Source organism: Bacillus sp. UNC438CL73TsuS30 (assembly GCF_000482325.1).
Lineage (GTDB): Bacteria > Bacillota > Bacilli > Bacillales > Cytobacillaceae > Neobacillus.
This window is the reverse complement of the sequence record NZ_AXVA01000028.1, coordinates 16,708-42,136: the sequence shown is the minus strand read 5'-3', so window position 1 is coordinate 42,136 and position 25,429 is coordinate 16,708. Positions and strand designations below refer to the sequence as shown.

Genomic DNA, 25,429 nt, shown 5'->3' with positions numbered 1-25,429 from the left:
ATCTCTGCTCCAACATTTTTCTTTCCAATGGATTTCTTCTTTTTGGGTTAGCAGAGTATGCAGATCACTACAAGATCTTTGGATAATAGTTCCATAATGTTCTTTTTTAAAATCAGGATACAATTCAATACCGTCATTTTTTCTAAATCGAAACTAGGAATTTCATATGTCCGACCTAATAAATTAAATTCTGTATTATCAAAAAAATATGTACCTTCTTCTGCATGAGATAGTTTATCTTCCTAAATGCCACTTTTTTTACTTAATTCCTCAATCGTTAAATGGTTCATAAACCTTAAATACATTATTGCATTACCTAATGTTACTTCTCCTATTAAATAACTAGTCGATACATTTAGACATGCTGCCAAGGCTTGTATGTTTCCCATGGAGAATATATGGCTGCTTTGCTTTTTTTAGGGTCAAAATCCTGTTTATTTGTGCTTAACAAAATTTTAAATATAAATTTATGTTATATTTTTTTAGTTTTTTATAACATTATTGTTTAAGTTGTAATATAATGTGTAAAAATAAATAATAATTTAACACAAAAAGCTTTCAGGAATGGAGGGTAAGGAACATGGTTAGGCATTTATATAAAATTTTTAGAGAAAAAGATCGTGCTGAATTTGATAATTTTTTTAAAGAAAGACAGAGTTATGAAAGCTTAGTGAAATTTCCATTTAAAATTAAGCCAATGGATCAGCCTGAGCATTTTTCGCTGTATTATATACCTACTCAACACATAACTGAACTTATTGTTAAGATTTATAAACAGGATAATCAATTATTGAAATTAAGTAGAGCATTACCGGATATTGCAAAACATAATTTAATTATGGAATTGTTGGTCGATGAACTTCACAACACAAATGATTTAGAAGGTGTTAGAAGTACAAAAGAAGAAATCATTAGAAGTGCTAGAGAAGTGAGTCTGGATAAAAAGTCGGATCTTAGATTTAGTAGCATGGTTGCCACTTACTTTAATTTACTTAGTAATGAAAAGATAATAATAAATGAACCTAAAGATGTCAGAAAAATTTATGATGATATTACAAAAGATGAAATAGAAAAACAGGAGATTCCTGATGGTAAATTGTTTAGGGTGGATGCGACTTACGTTTATAAGAAAAGCGGTTCCGGAAAAATAATTCATAGAGGAATTACTCCCGAGGATAAAATAATTGAGTCAATCGAACAATTAATTAATTTTATGAACGATGGAGATTTTACTGCTCTGATAAAAATCGCTGTTGGACATTATTATTTTGGATATATACATCCTTTTTACGATGGCAATGGAAGAACGTCCAGATTTATAAGTAGCTTATACCTTAATAATGAGTGCAGTGAATTAACTGCTCTTTCTTTATCAAGAGGGTGTAATAATTTTAGAAATCAATATTTAAAATCATTTGAAATAACTAATAGCTTTGCTAACAAAGGTGAAATGAATAATTTTATTGAAAACTTTTTAACCATCATTTCGGAAACTCAAGAAGAAATGATTTTACAAGTTAAAGAAAAAATAAATCTATTTGATGATCTTTGGGAAAGACTTAATAGCGACGAACGACTGGATGAACGTTGCAGAAAAGTTATGTTTATATTGGCACAGAATTATTATTTTGCACTTGATGAAAAAGGATTAACTGTAAGAGAATTGGCAGAAATTATTGAAAAATCCCCACAGTTTATTAGGAGTGTTTTAAAAGAACTAGATAGCTTTGATGTAATTAGTCAAAGGGGAGAACGTCCAATAATTTATTCAATTAGCGAAAAGTATTTTGATTAATTAATTGAGTGGTGTAATATAAATATATTACAAAATGAATTTTACCTTACCAAAAAAATTTCTTATTATATTGCAGGAAGGCAGCGCTAAAAAAAATAGTGCTGCCTTTTTGTTTTGGTTGAGAATGGTTCACTTAGCAGCTTCGATTCCATTTTCAAAATACCTCTTAATAGAAAGGTTTTAAAGTCAATAAAGGTTTCTTTGTCTTCCTTTTACAAATGACAAGTGAGTGTAAAGAAACCCCGCCCTACAAGAGAAGGCCCTTCATTAGTTTACTAAATTGATGAGAGGCCTTTTTTTCATTCTACATTAATAACTCCCTGCGATTAAATAAATCCCTTCAAAATATTTTAGTTTCCATTTCAAATAAGGAATTTTAAGAAATCATTTTTAAAAAAATAGATCCTTTCCCCGTTCAGCGGTGCAGTTTAATTCAATAACAAATTGTGATAAATGACTCTTGTCACATTATGCAGCGTATATTAATGTTAAAACGACCTCAATGTGACAATTTATATTTTATTTAGGAAAAGACAGCGGCTTAAATTACTAATAAAGATAGAATGTTTCAATTTAGATTAAAACAACTTTTTGGTAAAGATATAATAAAATGATGCTAGATAAGGTTTTCTTATAAATGTTTTTGGGAAGGTGAAGAAAAATGCTTTATATGTGGAATATTGAGAAGATCATTAAAAGTACATTACAAGAGCTCAAATTTAATATAAATGTTGAATCCAGCAATAAACTCACTGCACCGATGAGTTATAACGTAGCGACAAATACGATAAAGTTTAACTACCTGCAAATTAACGGATATAACGGTAAGCTTAACTTTAAGATTAAAGAAACAGATGAAAACTTTGTGAAACTTATTCTTTATCTTCAGCTTGGTTATTATTTAGAGTTTAGGAAAAATACACGAGTGTTAAAGACTCTCATTTATGGTGAAGAGAAAGAAAAGGAACAGTTTTTAGCAGAAATCGAAGAGAATGCTTGGGAATATGGAAGAACACTGGTACCTGAATATTTATTGAAAGCATATGATCAAGTACGTGAATTGAATAAACTTCTGTTAAAAAACTGAATAGATTAAAGAGACAGTTCTACCATTTCGTATCGTTTGGCGATATAACACTTGAAAATAAATCTAAAAACCTTCACATTTAATAGAAAAGGAGATACGATATGCGACGCGATATACAACCTAATGAACGAGCTTTCTCTTCTAAAGAAGTGGCAGAAGAAGTGGGGATTGCTACACCCACTGTCCGAAAGTATGGCCAAATCTTAGAGCGGAATGGATATGAGTTTTTAAAAGATGGTGATCGGCGTATATTTGTTCAATCTGACATAGGAGCACTTATAGCGTTACGTGATACGGACAAGCCCTTGGACGATACAGCTAAAGACCTTGCTAATCAACAAAAGGAAAGATTAGAAGGTTCCAGTGAAACAGAGATTTCCATATCCGATACATATGAACATCTACCCGAAGACCCAAATCAATTAAAAGAGATTTTAATGTTTTTAGTAAATGAATTGGCGGCCGCGCGTGAAATGAATGGCCAACTGACAAACGATATGTCTCAACTTAAACTAACGGTTTCCCGGCTCCAGCAAGATCATCATGTTATTAGTTCTACTATTGGAAATTCAGCGCAAAAAACTCATGCTAAAATTGAAAAATTAACTGAACAACAAAAGAACCATTACGAAACATTGCTACAACAAGAAATACAAAAAAGTGAATTCTTACAAAAAGAAATACAAAATTTGCGGGACGAACAGAAAAGAGAATGGAGTTCACAAAATGATTTTAATAAACGTTTAGAACAAGCGATACAAAAGCCTAAAGAAAAGTGGGGGGGATTTTTCTCCATATTCCGAAAATAAGATGCCTATCTAAGGCTTTTTTTTGTTTCGTATCGCTGGGCGATATAACTTGCAAGCAATCTAAAAACTATTTTTCAAATTTCTACAACTTCCCGGGAAATATCTACAAATTCTGATTAGATATCGACTAAATTAGCAGTTTGTACCTCAATGTTTGTCACTTTCTGCATGAATCGGTTTGATCAATATTGTCTTGTTCTCAATTAAAAAGCCTGTCAAAAAAATCAAATCCCGTACCATTTTAAAGGATGATACGGGATGTTTTTTATTAGAATTCAGCATTATTAAGGACAAATCTAATTGTCCAATCGCCCTTTTGATTGAAAATCCCATGAGTATCAAATGTCATATGAGGACTTTCAGGTCTGTAATGCTGTAGTTGTGCTTCGATTGTTCCTTTATATTCGTTTCTCCCTACCTTTTTAAACGTATCGGAGGTTTCACGAACTAATGTGTGTTCAATCCAAATATGCGGACTTTCCATCAGGCTTCTGGTATTTGGATCAACTTGAACATCCGAATTTGTATGAATCGTATAATTCAGCCTAATGTTTTGACCGTGGTTTACAATAGTATAGCCATCGATTGTTAGCTTGATTCCGTTATCTTCAGCAGAACCTAAGCCCTGATTTTGGGATTCGGCACTGGTCAAAGCAGGGAAGACGAAGCTGATGAGCAAGCAAATGAATAAGGCGAAACTACTGAAACGCACAGTATATTTCGAGAGGTTCCTCATTTTACCACCATCCTTTTATTTCGTATATAGGTTCACCGCTTTTTTTCCTGAAACAATCTGAGTCCGAATGAAGGAATCGGACTCGGACTGCTTCTTAGAAAACACATTATTTCTTTTTAGATAGCCATTCTGCTAGTGCTTCAGCCTCTGCACCTTTAGCAAGGCCTGCCGGCATGCGGTCGCCGCCGTTTAAAATTTGATTCAATATGTCTTCTTTGGACATCGATTTACCGATGTGTTGAAGATTTGGAGCTGTGGCGCCCTGAAGATTATCTCCATGACAAGAAACACAACTTTTTTTGTAAACCTTTTCCGGATCGATAACGACATCGGCTTGCCCTTGTAATTTGGCATTTTTATTAGGAGCTGCAGCCTTTTCCTTACCGCCGAGGCCATAGACCACAACCCTCGTTCCACCAGTAATCATCGCGACATATTGTTTGCCGTCAACGGTATAAATGGAAGGCGCCATTTTGATTTGTTTTCCTCCACTTTCCATGCTCCACAATACTTTTCCTTTTTTAATATCGAGAGCATTCACCGTTCCGTCCAATTCACCGTAAAAAGCAAGGCCCGTAGCAGTACTTGTGAATCCGCCATACATCGGATCATCCGTTTTGAGTTGATAAACCTTTTTACCTGTATTAACGTCGATAGCAGTAATAGTACCAGAAGTATCAACGTCATGTGGTAAAGGAAGGATTTTCGTACCAGGGAAGGTGTTGTTATCTTTCGCAATCTCTTTCGCATCTTTTGGTGCTAACATTAAATTCGGGTAATTAATACCTGGAATCAGCACATAGTTAGTATCGGGATCATACGTCTCTGGAGCATAACTCTCGCCACCTGGCGTACCCGGCCATTGAAGTTTAACTTTACTCTCATCGGTTGGTAGTGCTGAGTGCTGAATTTTGACAAACGGTACACCATCATAAATGGTTTTTCCAGTTTTGGCATCCCATGCATACCATTTCCCGTTCTTTCCGCCTTCCACTATAATCTTCTGCTTTTTCCCGCCGACCTTGGCATTGAGAACCATTGGTGTCGCGGCAGCGTCATAATCCCATACATCGTGATCAACTTCGGAAGAAGCCCACTTAAATTTCCCGGTTTTACTATCCAGGGCAACGATGGAATCCGTATATGGATTTTTTCCTTTTCGATCCTCATCGTAAAAGTCAGGGGCTGGATTTCCTACTGCAAAATACATCATATCGGTATCTGGATCGAACGACATCGGTGTCCATACGGAACCTCCACCCGTATATTTCCCCTTCGCCCAGCCTGTTCCTCTTTCAGGAACGGTCCAAAATGGTTCTTTCCAGAGCGGTTCGAGGCTATCTGCTTTAAATGCCCAAACGAAGCCTCGAGTGCCATTATCACCGCCGCTGCTTCCAACATAAATGTTGCCGTCATAATACATTGGAGCCGAAGATTCATAGTATCGGTTTTCTAATTTAATCGAGGGAACATGATCCCAGAAGTTGACCATTTTTTCCAGTTTTCCGGTTTTGGCATCAAGTTTGGCCAGCCGATTGTCAATCATCAAGACATATACTTTTCCATTGGCCACCGCGACACCTCTGCTTGCCACGTTGGATTGCCATGGCAAACTATTAAGATGGTCCATTACCTCCTTGGGAGGTGTCCATGCCCAAAGTTTCTTTCCGCTTGCAGCATCAATTGCAAACACATGGTTTTTTGCACTCGTTACATACATGACCCCATTTTGTACGACAGGGAAATCCTCTTGTAAATTCGGAACATCCTTATTCCATTCTAGGATATCCTGCTGCCAGACAATCCCTAACTTTTTTACATTATCTTTTGTAATCTCTTTATAGGGCACATGACGGGTATGTTGAAGGTCATAACCCCAATTGGGGAATCCTGTCTCCTTTACCTGTTTTGCCTGATTGGTTTCTTCCTTGTTATTTGCGTTGTTCTTGTTATTATTCGATTGACAGCCGACCATGACGATACTGGCCAACAAAACCGAACCTGTTGCCTTTAAAAAACGTTTCACGAAAATACCTCCTCACACTGTGAAAGCTTAATATGTAGTGAATCACTGAACATGAGATGTTCCAGTTGGTTCCCTCCTTCTAGAGGATCTAATTTTAATAAGAACAAGGATATGGTGCCCCACAGTATTCCTAAATTATACAAATCGTGGTAAATTAACTTCCCCATTTGTTGGAAAGGGTTTATATTGTCATCCTTGATAAAAAAGAGTAAGTGGATTGAAAAGATGTACACGTTCTTACCCATTTAAAATTTTTTTCCACAAAACCCTTAATTGAAAAAGACTACTTCCTAAAAATCATGGAAGTAGTCTTTCTTTATGTAATAAATGTTTATTCATTACTTTTTAATTTCAAAATTGATCGTCCATTGCCCTTTTTGACTCGAAATGCTGTCTGTATTAAAGGATACATTCGATGTAGCAGGGATATATTGTGGCAATTGCACCGTTACTGCACCTTGATATTGTTGATTGCTTACTTTTTTATGCCAGGCATCATTTCCTTGAACAAACTTATTTCCAATCGTAAAATCCGGTCTATTCATAAGGCTTTTCCCATCCATCAATTGTCCTGACTTTGATTGAATCGTATAATACACCACCATCTCTTGGCCATAGTTCTTTATGGTGTAGTTATTAATCGTCAGTTTGATTCCGTTATGTTCTGCAGAACCAATTTCTGCAGCCAGAGTACTTTGAGAAGAAACCAATAAAAAACCTATAGATAGAAATAAGACAAATCCAGTTTTTACAAACTTTGAAAAAGCCCTCATAAATCACCCTCCTAATTATTTAACTTCTTAATTTTTAAGGATAAAAAGATGAATATCCTTATTTATAGATTGTCTCCATTTTTAGTAAATATTCTTAATCGATAATACCGAAAAAGGGATACAAGACCTCTCTAATTTTTAGGTAGATTCTGCCCCCCCTTTTTTGCATAATTAAGCCAGGTTTTACTCAATATAGAAAAAGTGGCGGGTCTAATTAATATAAGTATCTTCTTAATAGGGGAAACTTGGAAACATCCTAATTAATGAGGCAATTAGGGGAATGATTTGACCACCCGAGAAATTATAGCATAGGAGGTCTTTTTTTGAAGTTGAAGCGCTATGTAAAATCAATCAGCGTAGCTTTTTTAGGATTAATGTTAGTTGCGGGGTGTCAGACGAAAAATGAAAATAAGCAGAAAACGACCGAAAAACAAACTACAGAAGCTAAAAAAGATACCGGATTTCCAATTTGGGGATATAACTATCAACAAACCCGGAATGTCCCCTATACAAAAATAACAAAAGACAATGTAAAGGATTTAGGTATTGTCTGGCAATCAGATTTAGCAACATGGGGTACAAAAGTCCAAAATGCCTCTGAGGACTATCCTGTTGTTAAAGATGGGGTGATGTATGTAACGACTTCCTTTAACCGAGTGTTTGCTATCAATGCTTCAAATGGAAAAAAGATTTGGGACTGGCAACCTCCTAAAGAGGTTCAAGATCATCTTAATAAAGCGGATCTCAGCCTTTTAGAGGTTGTCGCAAGCCGTGGTGTAGCGGTAGCAGAAGGAAATGTTTTTGTACTTATTGCAGATAATCGATTAGCCAAGCTTGATGCCAAAACAGGAAAATTAGTCAAAATGATTAATTTCTGGGATACGAAGAACATGAAAGGGGTTACACTTGAAAACCGTTATTATGAAACATCCGCCCCTATGTACTATAAAGGCAATGTCTATGTTGGAAGCAGCGGCGGTGATAATGGAATTCGCGGTTTTGTTATGGCCTTTAAAGCAAGCGATTTAAGTCCAGCCTGGGATCAGCCTTTCTGGACGGTTCCTGAGCAAGGGAAAGGCTGGGTAAAGGGGAAATTTATCGGGGGCGGCGCTGTCTGGAACCCGATGTCATTTGATCCGGATACTGATATGATGTATTTTGGCGTAGGGAATCCTGCACCTGACTTTTTCAAAAAGATTCGCCCGGGTAAAAATCCTTATACGGATTCGGTGGTTGCTCTTGATAGTAAAACAGGAAAATTTATTTGGGCAAAATCAGAAGTCGAAAATGACGAGTGGGATTATGATGCTGCAGCGACTCCAATGGTTCTCAATGCTACCGTTGGCGGTAATAAAAAGAAAGTAGTTGTACATGGCGGTAAAAACGGAAAGTGGTTTGCTTGGGATGCGAAAACAGGTGATACCATCTATGATGGCGTTCCATTTGTCAAAATCCAGCATTCACCGCTGACAACGGATGAGAAGACAGCGAAGCCTCAATGGCCTGGGGTGGAAGGCGGGCAAAACTACGCCCCTGAAACCTATGATCCAACAACTAATTATGTCCTAATTCCGGGTATTAATGCACCGTCCATCGGGGTGGCAGCGAAAGACGAAAAAGAATTAGAACAAAAAAATGGATTATTCCCGGGGACTTCTGTTGTAATAACCCCGAAAGGTGCTGAGATATCCGGCACGATCACTGCTATTGATGTGAATACTGGTAAAAAGGTTTATCAGAACAAGACAAAACAACCGATGCGTGGAGGTTTCACAAGTACAGCATCTGGCCTTGCTTTCTACGGGGAGTTGGACGGAACCGTCAGCGCAATGGATGTTAAAACCGGAAAAGTTTTATGGAATGCGAAAAGTGGTGGAGCACAGATTATGATGGCTCCGTCGATTTACGTGGAAAACGGGAAACAATTTGTAGTTTATGTAACCGGAACGAAGGTTGTTGCCTTTGGTCTTGGCGGAAAACTGTCAGCCACACCTGAAAAGAGTCCGCAAGGTTCAGGGAAAAATGATGATGCGAATCATGGAAGCCACGGAAATAAAGAAAAACCTAAAAAGCAGCCGGCTAGTATGAATGCTGAAGCCATTTACAATAAGAGCTGTATATCCTGCCATGGTCAAAATCTTGAAGGAGGAGCCGGCCCTAGTCTAAAGCATGTTGGCTCATCGATGTCTGAACAGGAAATCGAAAAACAAATCATTAACGGAGGCGGAAGAATGCCTGGAGGCCTTGTTGATGCAGACCAAGCAAAAGTGTTAGCAAAATGGCTGGCCAATAAAAAGTAATAACCTTAGAACTCTATAGGTAAAAAACAACGCAAAGACCTGAGTCCGTTTTAAAATGGACTCAGGTTTTTTTGTTATTGTTCAATAGGTTCTTGTCCCTTTTTGCTATCTATTGTAAAATTCCCTAAAACTTTCGGACAACTATAAGTCGAAATTCTAGTTATTTTGAGATATCAGCTGACATAAGATGATGGTGACAGGGAAAATTTGAAATTCCTTGAAGGCTGATAAACATTGGAAATTCACGAAAAGGAGGGAATAACATGTGGGTGAAGCCTGAATATAAAGTAATTAATACCGCTTCTGAAGTGACCATGTATATCTACACTGGCAAGTAGCATAAACACTGCTTGCCTCTTTTTGTATTTCTCATTAACGGTCTATAAAAAATCAACGGAGGTTATGCAAATGAGAAAGAGCCGTTACCTACTATCATTGATTGGTGCGATGATTGGATGTGCGACAGCCGGCGGGTGGCTGATTGTTGACCTCTTGCTTCCTGACCCGGTGGGGGACTATATTTTATTTCCGTTAATGGGTCTGACCAATATCGCGATTGGGTGGCAAGTTGGGAGGTTATTGGGGAAACGAAAGGAAATGGGTAATAAAGATGCTCAAATCGCAAACGAAGGGACTGAAGGCAAATTAGAATTAGAGTCTTAGGAACAGCGGCAGGAGGGGGATTTCCGCAGTGGAACTGTGCTTGTCCAAACTGCCGCAGTGTTCGTGAAGGGAACAATGCCTTTCAACCATTATTACAATCCTCGCTTGCAGTAAGTGCAAATGAAAAGGATTGGTACCTTATCAATGCAGGCCCGGATGTTCACAGACAGATTGAATCATTCTCTGCGCTGCATCCGGGTCCTGGAATAAGAGAGACCTCTCTCGCTGGTGTAATTTTAACAGATGCTGAACTCGATCATACAATTGGGCTATTGTCACTGCGAGAGGGCTCTTTTTTGACCATTTACGGAACTGAGATTGTTAGAAAGTGTTTGCAGTCTGCTTTTCCGGTGTTCCCAATGTTAAAAAACTATTGCTTATGGGAATGGCAGTCACTAAACCCTGATATTGAGAAACAGGTAGGAGAAATAGAGGAAGGAATAATTAAAGTTGAGACGGTCCCTGTTTCAAGAAAACCGCCGCTTTATGCCCAGTCGAACATGGAGGATGATACCCAGGATGACCTTTGGGAAGTTGGGTTGGTTCTTCATAATCAAAGTTCCGGCAAATGTCTTGCTTATTTCCCTACATTAGTAGATATCACTCCAGATATAGAGGCTTGCCTGCGTAAGGCTGATATCTTGATGGTCGACGGCACCTTTTGGTCAGAAGAAGAATTGGTCAAGATGGGGGCGACTAAACGCGACGCAAGAAGCATGGGACATTTACCCATTAGTGGTTTGGAGGGGATCGCGGAAAGGTTAGCATCATTCCCAGCCGAACGAAAAATTCTGATCCACATTAACAACAGCAACCCTATTTTGAGGAAGGACTCCGAGGAAAGACATACATTGGAGCGACTTGGTTTTGAGATTGCCTATGACGGAATGGAAGTGGAGGTGTGAGGATGCCGGAACAAGGTGGACTTATTAGCCAGAAAAAAATTCTGTATAAAAAAGGCGTTTCACCTTGGACAAAGGATGAATTTACAGAGCGTTTAAAGGATGTTGGGCGTTCTTTTTATCATGACAAACATCCTTTTCATTTGGCAATGCATCAGGGAAAATTGAGCCGGGAACAAATCCGCGGCTGGGTGGCTAACCGATATTATTATCAGAAATCAGTGCCAATAAAAGATGCAGCGATTCTGTCGATACTGCCGTCAAGGGAGTTAAGACGTGAATGGATTCAGCGAATTATTGATCATGATGGTACAGATGGAGAAGATGGCGGAATTGAAGCATGGCTTCGACTTGGAGAAGCTGTAGGGTTGTCCAGGGAGGAAGTAGAGCGTGAAGACCATGTTGTACCGGGCGTACGTTTCGCCGTCGACGCCTATGTGAACTTCGCAAGGACAAAACCTTGGATTGAAGCGGTTGCCTCCTCGTTAACTGAATTGTTTTCACCTGATCTCATTTCGAAGCGGATGAAGATACTTGATCGTTTGTATCCATGGATTGACAGTAAAGGTTTTGAGTATTTTCAAAATCGCTTAACGCAAGCCCCTCGCGATTCAGATTGCGCACTTAAGCTTGTTTTGACTTATTGTCAATCTCCTGAAGAGCAAAAGCGTGCAGTCGAGGCCTTGAAATTCAAGTGTGATGTGTTGTGGGCACAGCTTGATGCTATTGAAAAGGCATATCCCTCTAATGGGTGACCGATATTTTTAGATTAAAAGATTGGTGGTGGAGCCAATTTTAACTAGCAGCATGCCAAAACTCGCCACAAAGGCGCGATTAAAGTTTGATAAAGTGAGAGGGAAGCAACTCCTCTTGTTACCGGAAAGGGTTGTGGTCCTAAACGAAACTGCGGCATCGATCCTTACGCTATGTGACGGGAGTCGATCGGTGCACACCATCGCTGAGGCTTTAAGGAGTTCATTACAGGCAGGAACAGATAAAATGAGTACAGATGCTTTACCCGATTTAAATGAGATGAAAGAAGACATTTCCGAGTTTCTTCGGGAAATGGAGGATCAAGGATGGGTGGTGATCCATAAACATGGAACAGTCGATTACCAAGAACAATAATGGGGTTGGGCCGCCGTTTTCACTTCTCGCGGAGTTGACCCATCGCTGTCCGTTGCATTGCCCCTATTGTTCAAATCCATTAAAAATGGCCGCGGAGACCATGGAGCTTACGACCCAAGACTGGTGCCGGGTCTTGTCAGAGGCTGCCGATTTAGGAGTGGTAGAGGTTCACTTTTCTGGTGGTGAACCACTCCTACGTAATGACTTGGAGACCTTGATCCAACATGCAAATTCATTGGAGATGTACACGAATCTCATTACAAGCGGAATAGGTTTGACATCTGAAAAAGCCTCTCGGCTCAAAGATGCTGGAATTGAAAATGTGCAGGTAAGCTTCCAGGCAGGGGAAGCGAAGCTTTCGGACTTCATTGGTGGATATAAAGCCTTTGAGAGGAAAAAGGAAGCGGCCATTTCGATAAAAGAAGCAGAGTTGCATTTATCATTAAATGTTGTGTTACACAAGATGAATCTTGATCATTTGAATGAAATTATTAAGCTTGCGGAGGAAATGGGAGCTGAGCGTCTGGAGCTAGCGAATACTCAGTATTATAACTGGGCTTTGCTAAATCGGGAGAGGCTGATGCCGAGCTGGGATCAGATTGAGCGTGCCAGTGAAATCTATGAAGCTGCTAAAGCACGTCTTGATAGGAAAATGGAAGTCATTTGGGTTATTCCAGATTATTACGCTTCCGCACCGAAGCCTTGTATGGGAGGATGGGGTGCGATTGGTCTTACGGTGGCGCCGAATGGGGATGTTCTTCCTTGTCCAACTGCCGGAATGATAGAAAGCTTATCCTTTGAGAATGTTCGAGAGTCGTCCCTAGGGCAAATATGGTATAAATCAGGGGCCTTTAACCATTTCCGCGGTGAAGCATGGATGCCGGAACCTTGTCGTTCATGTGATTTGCGGCACCAAGACGGAGGCGGCTGCCGGTGCCAGGCTTTTGCTTTAACCGGAGACGCTAATACGACCGATCCAGTCTGCCAGTGGGCGCCGAAACATGAGCTGATTGAAAAAGCTATACAGGAGGCTAATAGTAAAACTTTCATAAAGTCATCACCAATAATCTATCGGAGACATCTTATAGATAATCCTCTATCAAAGAGACAAATACAAAAATAAATAAATGTAAAGTTGGTGCTAAAGGGGGCTGATACATAACCTTTGGCACTTTTTTTGTTTACGAGAAACAAAATTACTAGAAGGTGGTGCTTATTTTGATTTACAAATAAAAGACCTCGATTCGCAAATAAATTGCTTGAATTCGCAAATAAAACTCAGTAATTCGCAAATAAATGGCAAAGATTCGCAAATAAATCCTAAATCTCATGTAGAAAGTGTAATTTTACACTAAAAATATTAGTGATTTTGGGTGGAAAAATGGAAATTTACTAAAAAAGATGTTTCTAATAATCCAATTATTATACGATGTCGCAGTATATTCCTGCTTGTGAATAAATAACAATATGTTTTGGAACCCTTTTGAGTAGAACCACCCCAATAGAAAAGAAGTGGTAAGAGTGATGTTTAAGTTTAATAATCAAATGGATACGGCATTCGGGCAAATCCATCCGTCAGCAAGAAAACTTATGCTAGTTAACGCATTAAGAAGCATCGGACAAGGCATGATGGTGGTTGAACTGGCTTTATATCTTGATGCGCTGGGATGGGGTACCACGGCAATTGGAAGTGTACTTGCTGCCGGAGGGTTACTTGGTGTTGGACTAGCCCCAGTCATAGGTATCTATAGTGATCGATGGGGAAGAAAACCGTTTATCCTTGTTTCTGAACTAATAACTGCCGGATGTGCGTTGATTGGGGTATTATCTACAAACACTATCTTGCTATTTATGGCAATCACCTTTTCTGGCTTTGGAAAAGCGGATGCCGGTTCCCCAAGTCCGTGTGCCCCAGCGGAGCAGGCCTGGCTGGCAGCATTTATACCAAAAACGGAGCGTGGAAGATTATACAGTCTAAATAATGCGCTCAGCTTTTTCGGAATGACGGCGGGTGCGGCGCTGGCGGGGACCACAGCTTTATGGAAAAATATCCTGCCAGGAGAATCTTCTTATCGGATTTTATTTATCTTTATCTTCATTCTATCGCTGATTACGGCTTCTATCATTTTAACCATTCGAGAAGAGAAGGTTAAGAGACAACAAGGATACATAATGGAAAAGTCCAGGAATCAAGAAAAGAAGATCTTACACGAAGAAAATTCGGCAGTCATGAAATTGGCTGCTATTAACATCCTTAATGGGATTGCCATCGGACTGACAGGGCCGATGATGTCCTATTGGTTTGCGGCCAAATTCGGGGCAAGCAGTTCACAAATTGGCGGCACATTGGCGCTCACCTTTTTTGTAACGGGTATGACTTCGATTTTACAAGCAAGATTATCCCACAAACATGGGACCATCCGATCAATTGTGTTGATTCGTTTCATAGCTAGTCTAATGCTGATCTTAATGCCTTTACTCTCATCTTATGCTCTTGTCTCAATCTTGTATATGATTCGAACAGCTTTAAACCGAGGTACACAAGGAGCACAGCAAGCGCTAAGTGTAAGTTTGACTCGAGATATGCGCCGAGGCTTTGCATCGAGCATCAATGTCCTTTCCATGAGGCTGCCTATGTCGGTTGGACCGTATATTTCCGGTTATCTTTTTGGACTAGGTTCCCTGTCCTTGCCTTTTTACATCGCTTCCGGTTTACAATTGAGCTTTGCTTATTTATATGGAAAAATCTTTAGTACATACGAAATTCGTATGAGGACGTATGCCCATCCCGTTGAGGGAAAAGCGAATCCAGCTAAATAAAAAGATGTGAAATCAAAAGTGATTTCACATCTTTTTTATTCAAAATGAATTATCCAATTTTCCGTTCCATAACTGATTTCGTTCCCTTTTTGCCAAACAATGTTTCCATAACAGGATTGTTTCTCTCCTGTGCTCGTTTCGCAAAAATTGGATTTAAGATCAGAATGCAAAGAATATTAACGATAAGCCCCCAAAATCCTTCATAAGCCCCGAATGATTGGTGAGTGGCATAAAGAACGGCGATCACGCCCATCCCTGCGATAAAACCGGTAAGAGCTGCTTCTTTTGAAAGCTTTCTCCAATATAGACTGAAAACGACAGAAGGGAAAATTTGAACAATACCAGAAACACCCATTAATTGTAAGGAAATAAGGGCATTCGGGAATAATAAACCAAATAATAAGGCTAGTCCAATAACAACAAATACCATGTAACGAGTAACCATCGTCATCCTGGATGATGATGCTTTTGGATTAATGACATCCCGGTAGATGTTGTTAGCAAATAAACTGGATGCCCCAATGGCCATAATCGAACAAGGTACTAATGATGCCAATGCAATCGTAGAATAAGCCAATCCTTGCATGGTACCGCCATAGGATTGATGAATAAGTTCTAAGAAAGCAAAACGTGGATCCGTTCCTTTTGGAAGAACTAAAAAGGCTGTAATTCCTAAAAATGTAACAAGCATTAAAACAATATTATAGAAAGGAAGAACAATTGCATTTTTTCGTAATGATTCACCGCTTCTTGAACTAAATACACCTGTAGCGGTATGCGGCCACATAAATAAGGCCATTGCCGAGATTAGTGCTGCTGTGGAGAACCAAAGCATCCCTTTCGGACCCGAAGTTGGTAAAGTAAGCATATGTGGTGTTTTGTCGACTGCTGTGTGCATCATATTGCCCCAGCTGCCAAAATGAATCATTGGAAGGGAAACCACCATGTACAACATGATAACCCAAACTAAAATATCTTTAATAATCGCTGTATAGGTTGGTGCTTTAATCCCAGCAAAGAACGTATAGAATGCAACAAGCAAAAAGGACACAACCACAACAAAGGTGATATTAATATAGCCTGTACCTGCAATTCTTAATGTATCCTGGATGCCGCTTAATTGTAAATCAATATAAGGAATCAACATCAGAACACCATTGATGGCAATTAAAACAGAGAATATTTTACTGTCAAATCGACCTTTAATATAATCGGCAAGTGTCGTAAAATTATGTTCCTTACCAACCTTCCAAATTTTTGGCAAAAAGAAGTAGGCAAGTGGATACGCTAATACAACATATGGTGTCGCAAAAAAGGCAATACTTCCACCAGAATAAGCAGAGCTGGTTAATCCTAAAAAGGTATAAGCAGTATAAACGTCTGCTCCAATTAAGAACCATACGAACAAGCTTCCTAAACGACGCCCTCCGACAGACCATTCTTCAACAGAGCTGCGTGATTCTTTGCTTCGCCCTGCAATAAAACCAATACCGATCACAATCAACACAATGATAGAAGTAATAATAAGAGCGGTTAAATTCCCTTTCATTCTCCAACTTCCCCCCTAGACTTCTGAATTTTGTAAACTACCCATGTAAACACTGGAGTAAGAATCATCCAGATGAGTAGCCAAAAATGAAATAATGGAAAACCTAGAATCATAGGGTGGATGTTATTCACGAATGGCAACGCTACCAATTGTGCGAGGAAAGGAATAAGAACTAAAACAAATATTAATACTTTCAAGTGTGCCGCCTCCTTTGAATGCGTTTTCATTTCCTGATTTGATTATATCAGTCAATTTTAGGAGGCAATTTATATCTGTCCTATCATGTTGAAAACTGTATGTAAGATGTCATAATTCCACTTTTTGACGTAAATCTTTCACATAATTTCGGCTGACAGGCACTTCTGATTGTTCTTGGTCATCCATAATAATATTATATGAGCCATTAAACCAAGTCCTCAGTTCTTTAATCTGTTCTAAATTAACCAAATAGCTTTTATGTGTTCGGAAAAAGGAAAAACGTTCGAGTTTTTCATACAGTTCACTAAGTGTAAAAAGTGCCTTCATGGTTTCAGTTTTTGTGTGAATGATTACTTCGCGCCCTTGTTTCTCAATAAAGTAAATTTCCTTTGGTGATAAATAGGTGATTCCATTTTCTGTTTCAATGGCTAATTTATTTTTAGAAGAAGTGGCTTTAAGCTGGTTTTCCTTTAAAAAATTAGAATAAGTATCGAATACTTCCATGAGATCTTCTAAATCATACGGCTTTAAAAGATAATGAAAGGCTCTCAATTTAAATGCCTCAATGGCATAATGGTCATAGGCTGTTAAAAAGACAATCTGTACAGGAACGTCCAATTCATTGATCAGTTCAGCCACTTGCAATCCAGTTAAATCAGGGAGCTTAATATCCAAAAACATTAGCTCTGGCTTTAGCTCTTTAACTTTTTTGACCGCTTCCATCCCAGTGGATGCCTCAGCAACCAGTTCTATCCCCGAAATTTCACCAAGCATATAGGCTAACTCTTCCCGTGCCGGCTGCTCATCATCCGCAATTAATACACGTACTTTCATCATAAACCACCTCTAGCTTTTAGATTGTTTCATCTATAGGTCGAATAAAAGATATAATGGTTCCTTTCCCTATTTGTGACTCTATCGAGAAATCGGAGTTTTCTCCAAAATGGTAGAGCAGGCGCTGCTGGATATTGGCAAGTGCAACACCCATATGTTCCTCTTGTTCTCCATTTTCAACTTGGGAGGCCATTCCTTTTCCGTTATCCATCACTTGAATCTGAACCCCATTCGCCATTTTAGTGACGCTAATTTTAATTAAACCAATGCCGCTTATTTCACTAATTCCATGTATGACTGCATTTTCTACTAATGGTTGTATCGTTAAAGGTGGAATCGTGTAGTCCAAACCCTGTTGATCGAGCTCCCATGTAACCTCTAACCTATCCCCAAATCGCGCCTTAACCAGGTTTAGGTAGATTTCGACGTGGGCTAATTCCTCTTTTATCGTGATCAGGTCTTGATTCCTATTCTGCATATTCTTTCGTAAGTATTTTGCCAGTTGTGTGATTAAATTTCTTGAATCATCGGGCGAGGTCCGAATCAAGGACTTAATTGTGTTCAATACATTAAATAAAAAATGCGGGTCCATTTGCGCCTGGAGTGCTTTAATCTCGGCATTGGTCACTAAATGGGCCTGCCTCTCCGCTTCTGCGAGGGCGTACTGCTGGCTAAACAATTGACTTAATCCTTTTAAAATGGCAGTTCCTTCAGCTGTTTTGTGATCTTGCTCACTCTTATAAAACATGCGGAAAAGACCAATCCTTTTTGTGTTATATTCTATCGGTAAATCGACTTCAAACGGGGTAGTTGCTCCTTGCTGAAATAGTAATTTCTCTTTTTGATGAAAGGCAACACCAATGACCGCGGTTTCCCGAATAAGGGCCTGGCTAATTTCTCTCACTGCTTCAGGAAGGGGTTTCCGCCAATAGGATAAAGTCATTTCGGCAATTTGCAGCGCTTTTTGAGCATACTCTGCCCCAATTCTTTCTTCTTCAAGAGCAACCTGAATCAGGATCACAAAAAATGCCGCAACCCCGAGACTATTGGATAGAATTTGGGGAATGCCAATTAACATAACCAGAGCAAGCGCCTTATCAAATGGTTGGGCAAGCAGTAGGATCAACAGCATTTGTAAGGTTTCAGCAATAAAGCCGACCATAAAGGACATTTGGATGGAAGAAATATGTCGGTATCTTTTTTTAAACGAATTTTTCATCAGTCCGGAAAAAAGCCCCTGAAGGATTGGAGCAATCATACACGGTATGGCTACAAAGCCTCCTAATAAATAACGATGGATTCCGGCAATTAAACCGACAAAAACCCCGGCTCGAACTCCGCCGAATAATCCGGCAATTACGACTCCGATGGTCCTTGCGGTAGCAATAGCTTCCCAGCCTGAAATTTTATGAATCCAAGGTGTTTCATGAAAACCAATCCCTGTTACTGGTAGGCCCGAATAGGTGCCTAATATGGCGAAAAAGCTAAATAATAGGATGAAATACCATATATTTTGTTTTTCTCCCTGATAATGCATAAAATGGCGGAGCTTTTGCTGCCTGGAAAGCAAAAAGGCCATTGCGATAAGGAAACCTACACGCTCCACTTGTTCGGCTAAAAGGTAAAGCATTGGTAAGAACCTCCTGTTGAAGGGAAAAGGGGAGTGTCCGACACCCCACTCGCAATTCCATCACACGAATAGTAATTTGGTATAGAATCCCATAATCATGCCCACCTTATTCTACATTACTTTTTGTACGGTACAAATAAAAAAACACCCCTTTTCTGGGGTGTGAAGATTATTGGGTTAGGCTCTAATTTCGCTATGAGTATAGCCTTTATCTGAAAGAGAGACTTCAAACCATTGATATCTTGTGGATTTAAGCCACTCATAATGAGGCAAATAAATAATATAGCTTAATAAACCTTCGGCATCAAGTATCGATTTGAAAATTTTAGCCGTTCCATATCCAAATGTCTGATCAAGATACCCCTCAATTCCTTCTCTAATGAGGCTTTTCCTGTTTTCCTTTTCTTCATGACTTAACTCAAACAGCCCGTTAATAAAAGCACTCAATAGAAAGATTGTAATCGGGATTAAAACTACAAAAACGATAAACTTTAACAACTAAAACCGCCTCCTAAATTTCCCTTTAGTCTTATCTGTATTTGATTATCCCATCTCTCATCAATAAATGGTGTTACAAATATTCGAACATTTTTAAAGGATTGAATTTAGGGTTATAGGTGATAAAGTTATCACTTTTAAAGTTTAGTAGCTAGAATTTCTTTGATTATAAAATCTCATCCCCGCAATACTGACTAATCAGCTTCACGGCCCTCGTCTGACTGATATTTAAATCTTTAGCCACTTTTCTTGAGCTTTTATGTTTTTTATAGGATTGTACTACAAGCGTTTTCTTCACATGCTCAATCGCATCATCAAGATTTTCAGGCAGAATATGCTGTGTGTGCGGTTTTATGTTTTTTAAGATTAAATCAGGTAAATCAATTGTTTGGATGATGGAATCACTTGTGACGACCAATCTCTCCATCACATTTTCAAGCTGGCGGATATTCCCTGGCCAAGAATACCAAAAAAATAGATCTAAGCATTCTTGCGAGATGATTTTATTCATTTCGTATTTTTTATTAAATTTATATAAGAAATTATAGGTTAATGGAATAATATCTTCTCTTCGTTCCCTTAGCGGCGGAAGCTGGATATCGATAATATTTAGGCGGTAAAATAAGTCCTCGCGAAACTGGTTTTTATGCACCATGTCAATTAAATCACGGTTGGTTGCGGCGATAATCCGGACATCTACTTCTTTCATTTCCTGTCCGCCAATTGGCAGGAACTGTTTTTCCTGAATGACTTGGAGAAGCTTTGCTTGGAGGGACAAAGGCATTTCGCCGATTTCATCGAGGAATAATGTGCCTTTATCTGCAATTTCTAGCAAGCCTTTTTTTCCGTACTTACTTGCCCCGGTAAAGGCCCCTTGGGTATATCCAAAAAGCTCCGATTCAAGTAAATCCTCTGGCAAAGCAGCACAGTTTATTTTTAAGAAAGTTTTGTCACTTCGTTTGCTGATATTATGGATGTAATGAGCCAGTACCCCCTTACCAGTACCCGATTCACCTTGAACTAAAATTGTGGAATCGACCTTAGCGATTTTTTCACACACCTTTAAAATATCTTTCATTTTTTCACAATTGGTGATGGGGGTAGCACTGTTAGGATTGCCGGAAGGTATTACTTCTTCTTTTTCCGTTTTAATAGTTTTATAGTTTTGCAGCGCTTGAGATGTCGTCACAACAAATTCAATTTCATTTTGATCATTTAATATAGGGACGGCTGTTGTTAGTAACTCCGCTCCTAAATAGGTTGTCTGTTTCATACTAACGGTTTTCTTTTCCTTAAATACTGAAGGGACGATTGAAGGTTTCCAGTATCCTTTTTCAAATAATTCAATATTATATTTCCCCACAACATCATCAGGTTTTAACCCGTAATGCCTTTCGCAGGCACTATTAACGAAAATGATTCGTTGTTGTGCATCGATCACGAAGATTTCATCAGATGAATAATCAAGGATTTTTTTTAATGTTTCTACAGTGATATCGAACGGACTTTGTGTTTCGGAAACCATTCAAGATTCCTCCATTACAAGATGAGTTGATTATAATTCAAACGAGTTGAAAACAACTCAGTTTTGAACAAAGTTTGAACAAATTTCGAAAAAAAATTGACAGTTTTCAAGGTATTTCAACTATTTATAGTTTTGGCACGATACTTGCATTAATTAATAGTGAGTGTCGTTAGACATGGATGAGAAATCTCATTGAATTAATTAAACAAAATTTTCACTATCTTGTAAACGCTTAATTATTACTATTGTCACGTTGTATTTAGGGATTTCAAAGGTGAATTGAAAATGACTCATTTTAAAAATTGATTTTGAAGGGGGGAGATGGCCTTCAAACAGCCTGAAATATTTCTTAGAAACATAATTTTACCAAAAAAATGATGAATGATTCGAGGAGGAAATAAAATGGCAACTTATAATGAAGTACAAAACAAAGCAAATCGAACTTTTGAGAGAACATTATCTTATGATTTATATACAGATCCAAAAGTGTTAGAACAAGAAATGGAAGATGTGTTTGCAAAATCATGGCAATTAGTCGGCCATGTAAGCCAGTTAGAAAAACCAGGACAATTCTTTACTACTGATGTAGCAGGTGAGCCAATTATTGTAACGCGTGGGATGGATGAAGTAATTAGAGCGTTTTATAATGTTTGTCCGCACCGTGCAACAAAGTTGGAAAAAAATGAGTCTGGTCAAAAGAAAATTCTTCAATGCGGTTACCACGGCTGGACATTCCGTTTAAATGGAGAATTGAATAAAGCTCCTAACTTTACTGGCGAAGATGCCCATTGTGTCAGCGACCGCTGCTTAAGATCTGTCAGAATGGAAATTTTAGAGTCATTAATTTTTGTTAATCTAGATGATAACGCCAAAACCTTACAGGAAACATACGGTGATTTCTTTGACCGCTTAAGCAAGTTTCCATTCTTAGGAGAATTAAAAAGAATCAATCAAAAAACACGTGTAATCAAAGCGAACTGGAAAGCTTTCATTGATAACTATTTAGAGTGTGACCATTGCCATGTTGCCCACCCAAGCTTTGTGGCCACTTTGGATATGAAAAACTACCAAATTGTTACATGCCAAAACTACTCCGTTCAAGGATCAGTGATTAAGCCGGATAAAACAATGGGAACAACAGATTTGAATGAAGCTGAAATGCAGGGTGGAGAGTTCTATTGGTTATGGCCAAACTTGATGGTAACCATTTATCCAGGACCAGCAAATATGGCAACGATTCAAATGATTCCAATTGATCATGAAAATACTTTAGCAGTTTATACTTACTACTTTAGAGATGAAAACCTAACACAAGAAGAAAAAGATTTGGTTACATTTGCGGAGCAAGTAAGACAGGAAGATGTTGACTTAGTAGAATTAGAGCAAATTGGATTCCGTTCCCGTGCCTTTAACCAAGGAGTATATTCCCAATCAGAAAAGGCAATTGTTCAATTTCACGAAATGGTATTGGAGGCGTTAGGACGATGACAAATGTAAAAGTTGTAGAAAAGAAGCACTTATTTATTAATGGCCGAGATGTAGAGGCTGACAACTATGCACCGCTCTATTCTCCTTATTCTGATGAAGTAATCGCTGACATCGCCATGGCGGATGAGCACTTAACAAAAGAGGCCATCAAGGCAGCACAGGAAGCGTTTCTAGTAATCTCAAAAATGGCAGCATTTGAGCGGTCAGCTATTCTGGAAAAAGTGGTAGAATTATTAAAAGAAAGAGCGGACGAAGCGGCAGAAGTGATCGCTATTGAATCAGCAAAACCTATTTCTTTTGCAAAAGGCGAAGTTACCAGAACAATTGAAACATATAAGTTTGCTGCAGAAGAAGCGAAAAGAATTCATGGAGAAACCATTCCCTTTGATGCTGCACCAGGCGGGGTTGGAAGAATTGGTTATACTGTTCGTAAACCAATTGGCGTGATCGGGGCTATTACACCGTTTAACTTTCCTATGAATCTAGTGGCCCATAAGGTGGGTCCAGCGATTGCTTCGGGAAATTCTATCGTATTGAAGCCTGCATCACAAACTCCTTTATCTGCTTTATACATCGCAGAGCTTTTCAAAGAAGCCGGTTTACCAGACGGAGTATTGAATGTCGTGACAGGGTCAGGTTCAGTAGTTGGTGAGGCGATTATAAAAGATGACCGTGTACAAATGATTACCTTTACAGGAAGTCCAGCGGTCGGAATTGGCATCCGCAATAAAGCCGGTTTGAAGAAAACCACTTTGGAACTTGGATCAAATGCTGCAGTCATTTTAGATAAAGATACGAATATGGATCAGGTCATTGACCGCTGCATCTTGGGGGCCTTTTCAAATCAAGGCCAGGTCTGTATCTCCCTTCAGCGCGTCTACGCCCATGAAGAGGTATATGATCAATTTGTCGAGAAATTTGTTGAAGTGGCGAAGCAGTTAAAGGTTGGTCATCCGTTAGATCCAGAAACCTATATTTCTTCGTTAATTTCGAAAAAAGAAACAGAGCGGGCACTAAGCTGGATTGAAGAAGCTAAACAAAACGATGCAGTGGTATTAGCCGGAGGTAAATTAACCGATGGAATTTTAGAGCCAACGGTAATTACCAATGTTGATCCGCTGTTAAAGGTTTCCTGCCAAGAGGTATTTGCTCCAGTTGTGATTGTTAATAAAGTGAAATCGGTAGAAGAAGCGATTGGCTACGTAAATAATTCCAGATACGGGCTGCAAGCTGGTGTCTATACTAAAAATATTGATCATGCGCTATTTGCTAGTGAAGCTCTTGAAGTAGGGGCTGTAATGATCAATGATATCCCAACCTTCCGGGTAGATAACATGCCATACGGCGGTGTAAAAGAGAGCGGTACCGGACGTGAAGGGCTCAAATATGCAGTAGAAGAGATGACGGAAATGAAATTAATTGTTTGGAACAGAGGCGATAAGTAATGAGCGTATATAAAATTGCCGTGATCCCGGGAGATGGGATTGGCCCTGAAGTTCTCCAGGAGGGAATTAAGGTTTTAAATAAAATTGCTGAATTGGACGCTTCTCTCCAATTTGAATATACGTATTTTCCGTGGGGCTGTGAGTATTACACGAAGCACGGTGTGATGATGGATGCCGACGGAATTGAGAAATTACAAAACTACGATGCAATTTTTCTTGGGGCTGTCGGGTATCCAGGTGTTCCTGACCATATTTCATTATGGGATTTACTTTTAAAGATTAGAAAAGGCTTTGATCAATATATTAATATCCGTCCGATTAAGTTAATTAAAGGTGCGGCATGTCCATTGAAGGACGTGAAGCGGGAAGATGTGGACATGCTGTTTATCCGCGAAAATAGTGAGGGTGAATATGCAGGAGCTGGAGATTGGTTATTTAAAGGCCAAGAGAACGAAGTGGTCCTGCAAACCGGTGTCTTTTCCCGAAAAGGAACAGAACGCGTCATCCGCTATGCGTTTGAAACCGCAAGAAAAGAAGGAAAATCGCTTACAAGCATTAGTAAGGGAAATGCTTTGAACTATTCAATGGTTTTCTGGGACCAGGTTTTTGAAGAAGTAGGCAAAGATTATCCGGATGTGAAAACCGCGTCCTATCTTGTTGATGCGGCAGCGATGTTAATGATTCACGATCCGAAGCGCTTTGAGGTCGTTGTTACTTCCAATTTATTTGGCGATATCTTAACCGATTTAGGTGCAGCCTTGGCCGGGGGGATCGGGCTTGCAGCAGGAGCGAATATCAATCCGGAAAGAACATATCCATCGATGTTTGAACCGATTCATGGGTCTGCTCCGGATATTGCAGGAAAAGGCCTTGCCAATCCTTTAGCAACGATTTGGTCAGCCAGCCAGCTTCTCGACTTTTTAGGCTACGAACAGTATGGAAAATTAGTTCTAGATGCTGTGGAGGAACTACTTGTTGAGGGGGAAATGTTGACACCTGATATGAAGGGTACGGCTTCAACTTCCCAAGTTGGGGACCGAGCAGTAGAGATAATTCAATCACTTGTGTCGCTAAAAGCTTAATTCAAAAATGGGTTTGTTTTATGGGAGAGGTTAAAATAAAGTAACATTCATCCCCTTCTTATTCTTATTCGAATGCAGAAGGGGGCTTTTTTAAAACCAATTATCTGATAATAAAAAAAATTCTTTATCCATTAATGTAAA

General features: G+C 39.1%; 23 protein-coding genes. 14 read left to right on the top strand and 9 right to left on the bottom strand.

Annotated elements, in window-relative coordinates; genetic code table 11:
• Positions 1-580 precede the first annotated feature (580 nt).
• From M028_RS0111180 to M028_RS0111170, 3 genes are all read left to right on the top strand, one after another.
• Positions 581-1,795: a Fic family protein gene (locus M028_RS0111180; protein WP_026573989.1), complete on the top strand. Its 1,215-nt coding sequence runs from the start codon at positions 581-583 to the stop codon at positions 1,793-1,795.
• A 661-nt stretch (positions 1,796-2,456) separates the two neighbouring features.
• Positions 2,457-2,882: a hypothetical protein gene (locus M028_RS0111175; protein ID WP_026573988.1), complete on the top strand. Its 426-nt coding sequence runs from the start codon at positions 2,457-2,459 to the stop codon at positions 2,880-2,882.
• Positions 2,883-2,983: 101 nt separating this feature from the next.
• Entirely contained in the window at positions 2,984-3,691 is a 708-nt protein-coding gene (locus M028_RS0111170) for a hypothetical protein (protein WP_026573987.1), read from the top strand.
• 268 nt (positions 3,692-3,959) lie between these two features.
• Here M028_RS0111170 and M028_RS0111165 read toward each other — a convergent pair whose 3' ends face one another.
• The 3 genes from M028_RS0111165 to M028_RS0111150 form a co-directional block, all read right to left on the bottom strand.
• Positions 3,960-4,427: a hypothetical protein gene (locus M028_RS0111165; RefSeq protein ID WP_026573986.1), complete on the bottom strand. Its 468-nt coding sequence runs from the start codon at positions 4,425-4,427 to the stop codon at positions 3,960-3,962.
• 106 nt (positions 4,428-4,533) lie between these two features.
• Positions 4,534-6,453, bottom strand: a complete 1,920-nt coding sequence (locus M028_RS0111160; protein ID WP_026573985.1) for an outer membrane protein assembly factor BamB family protein — start codon at positions 6,451-6,453, stop codon at positions 4,534-4,536.
• Between the two features lie 338 nt (positions 6,454-6,791).
• Positions 6,792-7,226: a hypothetical protein gene (locus tag M028_RS0111150; protein WP_026573983.1), complete on the bottom strand. Its 435-nt coding sequence runs from the start codon at positions 7,224-7,226 to the stop codon at positions 6,792-6,794.
• A 323-nt stretch (positions 7,227-7,549) separates the two neighbouring features.
• Here M028_RS0111150 and M028_RS0111145 point away from each other — a divergent pair, with 323 nt between their 5' ends.
• The 8 genes from M028_RS0111145 (at position 7,550) to M028_RS29820 (ending at position 15,039) form a co-directional block, all read left to right on the top strand.
• Positions 7,550-9,526 (top strand): outer membrane protein assembly factor BamB family protein, encoded by a 1,977-nt coding sequence (locus tag M028_RS0111145; protein ID WP_026573982.1) that lies wholly within the window; start codon positions 7,550-7,552, stop codon positions 9,524-9,526.
• Between the two features lie 263 nt (positions 9,527-9,789).
• Positions 9,790-9,864: a pyrroloquinoline quinone precursor peptide PqqA gene (gene pqqA / locus M028_RS34065; RefSeq protein ID WP_165976399.1), complete on the top strand. Its 75-nt coding sequence runs from the start codon at positions 9,790-9,792 to the stop codon at positions 9,862-9,864.
• Between the two features lie 70 nt (positions 9,865-9,934).
• Complete coding sequence (locus M028_RS0111140; protein ID WP_035424088.1) at positions 9,935-10,189, top strand: hypothetical protein; 255 nt, start codon at positions 9,935-9,937, stop codon at positions 10,187-10,189.
• The gene (gene pqqB, locus M028_RS0111135) at positions 10,171-11,094 is read left to right on the top strand and encodes a pyrroloquinoline quinone biosynthesis protein PqqB (protein WP_026573980.1); all 924 of its coding nucleotides are present in this window, start codon (positions 10,171-10,173) and stop codon (positions 11,092-11,094) included. Before M028_RS0111140 ends, pqqB begins: the two co-directional genes overlap by 19 nt.
• Positions 11,095-11,096: 2 nt before the next feature.
• Positions 11,097-11,846: a pyrroloquinoline-quinone synthase PqqC gene (pqqC, locus tag M028_RS0111130; RefSeq protein WP_081810726.1), complete on the top strand. Its 750-nt coding sequence runs from the start codon at positions 11,097-11,099 to the stop codon at positions 11,844-11,846.
• Positions 11,847-11,874: 28 nt separating this feature from the next.
• A complete protein-coding gene (pqqD, locus tag M028_RS29825; RefSeq protein WP_197031407.1) occupies positions 11,875-12,219 on the top strand; it encodes a pyrroloquinoline quinone biosynthesis peptide chaperone PqqD in 345 nt (114 codons plus the stop codon).
• Positions 12,191-13,342 (top strand): pyrroloquinoline quinone biosynthesis protein PqqE, encoded by a 1,152-nt coding sequence (pqqE, locus tag M028_RS0111120; RefSeq protein ID WP_035424087.1) that lies wholly within the window; start codon positions 12,191-12,193, stop codon positions 13,340-13,342. Before pqqD ends, pqqE begins: the two co-directional genes overlap by 29 nt.
• Before the next feature lie 401 nt (positions 13,343-13,743).
• Positions 13,744-15,039 (top strand): MFS transporter, encoded by a 1,296-nt coding sequence (locus tag M028_RS29820; RefSeq protein WP_051591010.1) that lies wholly within the window; start codon positions 13,744-13,746, stop codon positions 15,037-15,039.
• A gap of 49 nt (positions 15,040-15,088) precedes the next feature.
• Here M028_RS29820 and M028_RS0111110 read toward each other — a convergent pair whose 3' ends face one another.
• The 6 genes from M028_RS0111110 to M028_RS0111085 all read right to left on the bottom strand — a co-directional run bounded on the left by M028_RS0111110 (position 15,089) and on the right by M028_RS0111085 (position 21,273).
• Positions 15,089-16,588, bottom strand: a complete 1,500-nt coding sequence (locus M028_RS0111110) for a sodium:solute symporter family protein (protein WP_026573977.1) — start codon at positions 16,586-16,588, stop codon at positions 15,089-15,091.
• Complete coding sequence (locus tag M028_RS0111105; protein ID WP_026573976.1) at positions 16,585-16,815, bottom strand: DUF3311 domain-containing protein; 231 nt, start codon at positions 16,813-16,815, stop codon at positions 16,585-16,587. Before M028_RS0111105 ends, M028_RS0111110 begins: the two co-directional genes overlap by 4 nt.
• Positions 16,816-16,894: 79 nt before the next feature.
• Positions 16,895-17,623 (bottom strand): LytR/AlgR family response regulator transcription factor, encoded by a 729-nt coding sequence (locus M028_RS0111100; RefSeq protein ID WP_231510801.1) that lies wholly within the window; start codon positions 17,621-17,623, stop codon positions 16,895-16,897.
• Positions 17,624-17,639: 16 nt separating this feature from the next.
• Positions 17,640-19,250, bottom strand: coding sequence for a LytS/YhcK type 5TM receptor domain-containing protein (locus tag M028_RS0111095; protein WP_026573974.1), 1,611 nt, complete (start codon positions 19,248-19,250; stop codon positions 17,640-17,642).
• A 177-nt stretch (positions 19,251-19,427) separates the two neighbouring features.
• A complete protein-coding gene (locus M028_RS0111090; protein ID WP_026573973.1) occupies positions 19,428-19,748 on the bottom strand; it encodes a hypothetical protein in 321 nt (106 codons plus the stop codon).
• A gap of 166 nt (positions 19,749-19,914) precedes the next feature.
• Entirely contained in the window at positions 19,915-21,273 is a 1,359-nt protein-coding gene (locus M028_RS0111085) for a sigma-54 interaction domain-containing protein (RefSeq protein WP_026573972.1), read from the bottom strand.
• A gap of 402 nt (positions 21,274-21,675) precedes the next feature.
• Here M028_RS0111085 and M028_RS0111080 point away from each other — a divergent pair, with 402 nt between their 5' ends.
• Genes M028_RS0111080 through M028_RS0111070 form a run of 3 tightly spaced genes read left to right on the top strand, consistent with a single transcriptional unit; the run spans position 21,676 to position 25,288 of the window.
• A complete protein-coding gene (locus tag M028_RS0111080; protein ID WP_026573971.1) occupies positions 21,676-22,761 on the top strand; it encodes an aromatic ring-hydroxylating oxygenase subunit alpha in 1,086 nt (361 codons plus the stop codon).
• On the top strand, positions 22,758-24,206 hold the full coding sequence (locus M028_RS0111075; RefSeq protein WP_026573970.1) for an aldehyde dehydrogenase family protein: 1,449 nt from the start codon (positions 22,758-22,760) through the stop codon (positions 24,204-24,206). Before M028_RS0111080 ends, M028_RS0111075 begins: the two co-directional genes overlap by 4 nt.
• Complete coding sequence (locus tag M028_RS0111070) at positions 24,206-25,288, top strand: tartrate dehydrogenase (protein WP_026573969.1); 1,083 nt, start codon at positions 24,206-24,208, stop codon at positions 25,286-25,288. Before M028_RS0111075 ends, M028_RS0111070 begins: the two co-directional genes overlap by 1 nt.
• The last annotated feature ends 141 nt before the right edge of the window (positions 25,289-25,429 follow it).